The sequence below is a fragment of the Brevundimonas sp. genome (assembly GCF_036402095.1).
Taxonomy (GTDB): Bacteria; Pseudomonadota; Alphaproteobacteria; order Caulobacterales; family Caulobacteraceae; genus Brevundimonas.
Genome location: NZ_DASWTO010000185.1, coordinates 1 through 5112, shown reverse-complemented (window position 1 = coordinate 5112; position 5112 = coordinate 1). Strand labels below are relative to the sequence as shown.

Below are 5112 nucleotides of genomic sequence, written 5' to 3'. Positions count from 1 at the left end.
AGCGCCTCGTCGCCGTCGCCGTGGCCGGCTGCGTCCTCGCCGGCGCCGCGGGTGTCGCGTTGCGGCGCAAGGCGCTGCGCGCCCTGCCCCCGGCGCTGGCCCGGACCGTCGGCGAGGACGGCGGCCACGCCTCGCGCAGTCCGGAGGCGGGGCTGGAGCTGCTGCTCGACCTGCTGACGCTCAAGGACGCCCTCGCCCAGCTGTCCGAGACCCTGCCCGATCCGGCGCGGGCGGCCATCCGACGCCTGACCGCGGCCCTGCGCTTCTCGACCCTGCCCGACGGCCGGCTGGTCACCATGCAGGGCGGCGGACCCTCGAGCCCGGCCCGGGTCGCCGCCGCGGTGGCGCACGACGAGGCGGACCGCGCCGAGCCCCCGGTCGGGACCGTGGGCGGCGTCGCCCGGATCCGCAGCCCGTTGCTGACCGTCGCCGCCGACGTCGCCGCCCCGGCCCGCGGGGCCTGGTCCGCCGCCGCCTGCGCCCAGCCGCTGGCGCTGGAGATCGTCTGCGGCCGCGACCGGCTGGTCACCGGCTGCTGCTGGACGCCCCGCGCCGCCGACCGGCAGGGCCTGCGCCTCGCCCCCGGCCATTCGACCCTGACGCTGGGCGAGCGCTCGACCGGGGCCCCGCTGGGCGGCTGGAAGGGCGATCTGCTGGGCCAGCGCCTGATCGGGCGGCCGCTGCACGTCGAGGTCCATCGCCGCGACGGCGAGGGCGCGGTCTGGCTCGAGGCCGAACACGACGGCTGGGTCCACGACTTCGGCCTGCTGCACCAGCGCCGCCTCTATCTCGACCAGCGGCTGGACGAATTGCGGGCCGAGGAGCGGCTCCACCCCGCCCCGGGCCAGAAGGACGTGGTGCGGGCCATCGCCGCGCCCTACGCAGTGCGCTTCCAGCTCGAGCCGGGCGTGCAGGCCTCGCTGGCCCGCGACCGCCGCTCGATCCTGCTGCGCGGCCATTCGGGACGCGGCTGGTGGTTCCGCACCGACGGGCCGGACGTAGCCATCGAGCCCTCGGTCCACGTGGACGAGGGCCTGACGCGCCGTTCGCTGCAGATCGTCGTGCGCGGCTCGGCCCGCACCGATTCCGAAACCAAGATCCGCTGGAAGCTCAGCCCGGCGGGGGCGGGCGGTGAACCGACCTAGGGTCCCTTGAGACGAACGTCCGCCGCGACCATCTTGGGCCTGCCGCGTTAGGCCTTCACACCGACAGGACCGATTGATGAGCTTCGCCGACCCCACGACCCTGCCTGACGACCTGATCAAGGAAGGCTCCGACGCCGGCTTCATGGCCGACGTGGTCGAGGCCTCGAAGACGCAGCCGGTGCTGGTCGACTTCTGGGCCACCTGGTGCGGGCCGTGCCGGACCCTGACGCCGATGCTGGAGAAGGCCGTGCGAGCCGCCGGCGGGGCCGTGAAACTGGTCAAGATCGACGTCGACAGGAACCCGGCCTACGCCGGCCAGCTGCGCGTCCAGTCGATCCCGACGGTCTACGCCTTCGTCAACGGCCAGCCGGTCGACGGCTTCCAGGGCGCGGTGCCGGAAAGCCAGCTCAAGGCCTTCATCGACAAGCTGACCGGCGGGACCAGCGCCGGTTCCGACATCGAGCAGATGATGTCGATGGGCGAGGAGTCGCTGTCGCTCAACGACCTCGGCGGCGCCGCCCAGGCCTTCGCCCAGGTGATGACCCTCGAGCCCGGTCACGAGGGCGCCATCGCCGGCATGGCCCGGGTCTACCTCGCCGACGGCGATGTCGATCAGGCCCGTCAGACCATCGCCATGGCCCCGGAGGGCTCGAAGAACGCCCAGGTCCAGTCGGTCCGGGCCCAGCTGTCGCTGGCCTCGGCGGCTCCGACCGGCGCCAGCGCCGAACTGGAGGCGCGCGTCGCGGCCGACCCGTCGGACCATCAGGCGCGCTACGACCTGTCCCTCGCCCAGGCCGCCGCCGGCGATCTGCAGGGCGCGGTCGACAGCCTGCTGGCCATCGTCGCCGCCGACCGCGAGTGGAACGACCAGGCCGCGCGCAAACAGCTGCTGACCGTGTTCGAGGCCGCCGGTTCCGCCTCGGAGATCGCCCGCGACGGCCGCCGCCGCCTGTCCTCCATCCTGTTCGCCTGAGGAGAGTTCACATGGCGCAGGGTTATGTCAGGGCCGCCGACCTGCCGCAGGTCATACCGGTCTTCCCCCTGCCCGGCGCCATCCTGCTGCCGCGCGGCCAGCTGCCACTGAACATCTTCGAGCCGCGCTATCTGAACATGATCGACGACGCCATGGCCGGCGACCGCATCATCGGCATGATCCAGCCGCAGCCCGGCTCGCGCGTCACGCCGAAGCTGTCGCCGGTCGGGTGCGCCGGCCGCATCACCAGCTTCGCCGAGACCTCGGACGGCCGCTATCTGATCACCCTGACCGGCTGCGCCCGGTTCCGGCTGGCCAGCGAACTGCCGACCCAGACGCCTTACCGTCAGGTCCGCGCCGACTTCACCCCCTTCGAATCCGATCTCGCCGCCCCGCCCGTGGACGACGTCGGCCTCGACCGCGACGAACTGCTCGACGCCCTGCGCGCCTATCTCGAGACCCGCGGGCTGGACATCGACTGGGACACCGCCGAAACGGCCCCGCCCGAAGCCCTGATCAACAGCCTGTCCATGGCCCTGCCGTTCGAGCCGCCCGAGAAGCAGGCGCTGCTGGAGGCGGCCAGCCTGACCGACCGCTCGACCGTTCTCACCGCCCTGATGACCATCGACGCGGCGGAAACAGGCGACGGCGACACGCCTTCGATGCAATAAGGGACCGCAATGAGCGACGCCTTTCACACCCCGGTCTCCGTCGATCCCCGCCTGCTCGAGGTGCTGGTCTGCCCGGTCACGCGCGGCCGTCTGACCTATGACCGCGAGCGCCAGGAGCTGGTCTCGAAGGGCGCCAGGCTGGCCTTTCCGATCCGCGACGGCGTGCCGATCATGCTCGCGGACGAGGCGCGCAAGCTGGACTGACCGTCAGATCGGACTCACGCAGCGAGCCGCCGCGCGGCGAGCGGTGGCGGCCTAGAGACCCTGACCCCGGAGCAATCGCGGCAGGTCGCCGGTCGCCCCGCCGGCCTCGTGCATGAAGGCCCGGCGCAGGGGGGCGATGCGATTGACCGCGGCGATGCCGATGTCGCGCGCCAGCCGCACCGGGGCGATGTCGTTGGAAAACAGACGCACGAAGCCGTCGAATCCCGCCGCCAGCGCCGCGTTGTCGAAGCGCCGCCAGCGGGCGTAGCGGTCCAGCACCGTCTCCGAGCCGATGTCCTCGCCCAGCCGCACGGCCTCGACCAGCACCTCGGCGAGCGCCGCCGCGTCCTTCAGCCCCATGTTCAGGCCCTGCCCCGCCACGGGGTGCACGGCATGGGCGGCGTCGCCGATCAGGGCGATGCGCGGGGCGGTCAGCCGGTCCGCCAACTGCAGTCCCAGCGGATAGACGAAGCGCGGCCCCACGACTGAGACATCGTCGAGGAAGTCTCCGAACCGCCGCATCAGATGGGCGTGGAAGGCCTCGTCCGAACAGGCCTTCAGCGCTTCGGCCCGCCGCGTGGTCTCGGTCCAGACCAGGCTGGCCCTCTGCTCCGTCAGGGGCAGGATGGCGAAGGGCCCGGACGGCAGGAAATATTCGTGCGCCACATTGCCGTGGTCGCGGCCCATCCGCACCGTGGCCACCACCCCGCTCTGGCCGTAGCTCCAGCCGGCCGTGTCGATGCCGGCCTCGCGCCGCACCCGCGAGCCCCGCCCCTCGGCCCCGACCACCAGCGGCGCGCGCAGGGTCGCCCCGTCCGCGAGCGTGACCGTGGCGAGACCCGGCCCGGCCTCGACCCGTTCGACCGAGGCCGGGGCGCGGACCTCGATCCCCGCGGCCGTCACCGCATCGGCGAGGGCGACGCGGATGCGCCGGTTCTCGACCATATAGCCGAGCGGCTCGCCGTCGGTGCGGTCGCCGATCTCGTCGGCGTCGAAGCGCAGGAAGGCCGCGGAGGCGGCGGGCGACGCCGCGCCGGGACGCCGGCCGTCGGTGACCAGAATGCGGTCCATGGGGCAGGCGTGCGGCCTCAGCCCCTCGCCGACGCCGAGCGCGTCCAGCATGCGGAAGGTCGAGAAGGCGATCGCGGTCGAACGCCCGTCGAACGACGGCGCCAGCTGGGCCGAGAACGGCTGCGGATCGACCATCACGACCTTCAGCCCGCCCTGGGCGGCGGCGAGGGCGAAGCTCGCGCCCGCCAGCCCGGCTCCGGCGATGATGACGTCATGGCGCGCGTTCTGGGTCATGGCCGGGTTGTCGCGCCCCCGGGCCGCAACGTCCAGTGCGGCAAAGCGCGTGGGCCGCCGGGCCAAAGTAAACAGCCCCTTAACCCTGCCCGGGCGACAACCGCCGGAGTCCCGTGTCCCCGGAGTCCGCGCCGCCATGTCCGCCGCCCTCGCCCTCGGCCACCGCGCCTTCGAGAGCGCCCGCATCGTCTGGGCCGCGCCGTTCGCGGTGCGCTTCCGCGGGGTGCTGCAGGCGCTGCTGGCGGCCCTGCTGCTGGCCGCCCTGATTTCGTGGAACCCGGCCGACCCCAGCCTCAACGCGGCCTCCGCCGCGGCCCCGACCAACTGGCTGGGCCTGAACGGCGCCCTGTTCGCCGACCTGTTCATGCAGTCGCTGGGCCTGGCCGCCTGGCCGGCCGCCCTGCTGCTGATCGCCTTCGGCCTCGCCGGCGCGATCGGCGACGCCGTGCAGCAGCGGCTCAAGCCGACGCCGTTCAAGGCCTTTTCGGCCACGGTCGGCGTGCTGGCGCTCTCGGCGGCGCTGTCCGCCCTCGCGCCTCCGGCCGCCTGGCCGCTGGCGGCCGCGCTCGGCGGCCTGTGGGGCGACGCCCTGGTCGGCCTCGTCCGCATGGCCTTCGCGGCCCTGCGCCTGCCCGGGGCCGCCGTCGGCGCCGGCGTCCTGTTCCTGCCGCTGGCCCTGTGGAGCCTCGGCTACGCCATCGGCCTGCGCGTGTCCGATCTCGGCGAGGCCGTCGACTGGGCCCGCGGTTCGCGCCGCCCGACCCTGCCGCCGCCGGCCGGCGCCCGGGCGGCCAAGGCCCCGCCGCGCCCGCGG

6 protein-coding genes are annotated in these 5112 nt (G+C 73.8%); 5 read left to right on the top strand and 1 reads right to left on the bottom strand.

Features of this window, described 5'->3' with window-relative positions:
- The 4 genes from VGD32_RS12355 to VGD32_RS12340 all read left to right on the top strand — a co-directional run.
- Positions 1–1145: heparinase II/III domain-containing protein (locus tag VGD32_RS12355; protein WP_331032185.1), on the top strand; the 1145-nt coding region annotated here is incomplete at its 5' end.
- Between the two features lie 76 nt (positions 1146–1221).
- Positions 1222–2118, top strand: coding sequence for a thioredoxin (gene trxA, locus VGD32_RS12350; RefSeq protein WP_331032184.1), 897 nt, complete (start codon positions 1222–1224; stop codon positions 2116–2118).
- Positions 2119–2129: 11 nt separating this feature from the next.
- A complete protein-coding gene (locus tag VGD32_RS12345) occupies positions 2130–2789 on the top strand; it encodes an LON peptidase substrate-binding domain-containing protein (protein WP_331032183.1) in 660 nt (219 codons plus the stop codon).
- Positions 2790–2798: 9 nt separating this feature from the next.
- Positions 2799–2993: a Trm112 family protein gene (locus tag VGD32_RS12340; protein ID WP_331032182.1), complete on the top strand. Its 195-nt coding sequence runs from the start codon at positions 2799–2801 to the stop codon at positions 2991–2993.
- A gap of 51 nt (positions 2994–3044) precedes the next feature.
- Here the strand turns inward: VGD32_RS12340 and VGD32_RS12335 are convergent, their stop codons facing one another.
- The gene (locus tag VGD32_RS12335; protein WP_331032181.1) at positions 3045–4298 is read right to left on the bottom strand and encodes a UbiH/UbiF/VisC/COQ6 family ubiquinone biosynthesis hydroxylase; all 1254 of its coding nucleotides are present in this window, start codon (positions 4296–4298) and stop codon (positions 3045–3047) included.
- A 136-nt stretch (positions 4299–4434) separates the two neighbouring features.
- Between VGD32_RS12335 and VGD32_RS12330 the strand changes: the two genes are divergently transcribed.
- The coding region (locus tag VGD32_RS12330) for a DNA translocase FtsK 4TM domain-containing protein (RefSeq protein ID WP_331032180.1) at positions 4435–5112 on the top strand (678 nt) is incomplete at its 3' end.

Bases quoted from the DNA above. Each gene is read 5' to 3' on its own strand.
- VGD32_RS12340 (WP_331032182.1), top strand. From the start codon at position 2,799: ATGAGCGACGCCTTTCACACCCCGGTCTCCGTCGATCCCCGCCTGCTC.
- VGD32_RS12335 (WP_331032181.1), bottom strand. From the start codon at position 4,298: ATGACCCAGAACGCGCGCCATGACGTCATCATCGCCGGAGCCGGGCTG.
- VGD32_RS12345 (WP_331032183.1), top strand. From the start codon at position 2,130: ATGGCGCAGGGTTATGTCAGGGCCGCCGACCTGCCGCAGGTCATACCG.
- trxA (WP_331032184.1), top strand. From the start codon at position 1,222: ATGAGCTTCGCCGACCCCACGACCCTGCCTGACGACCTGATCAAGGAA.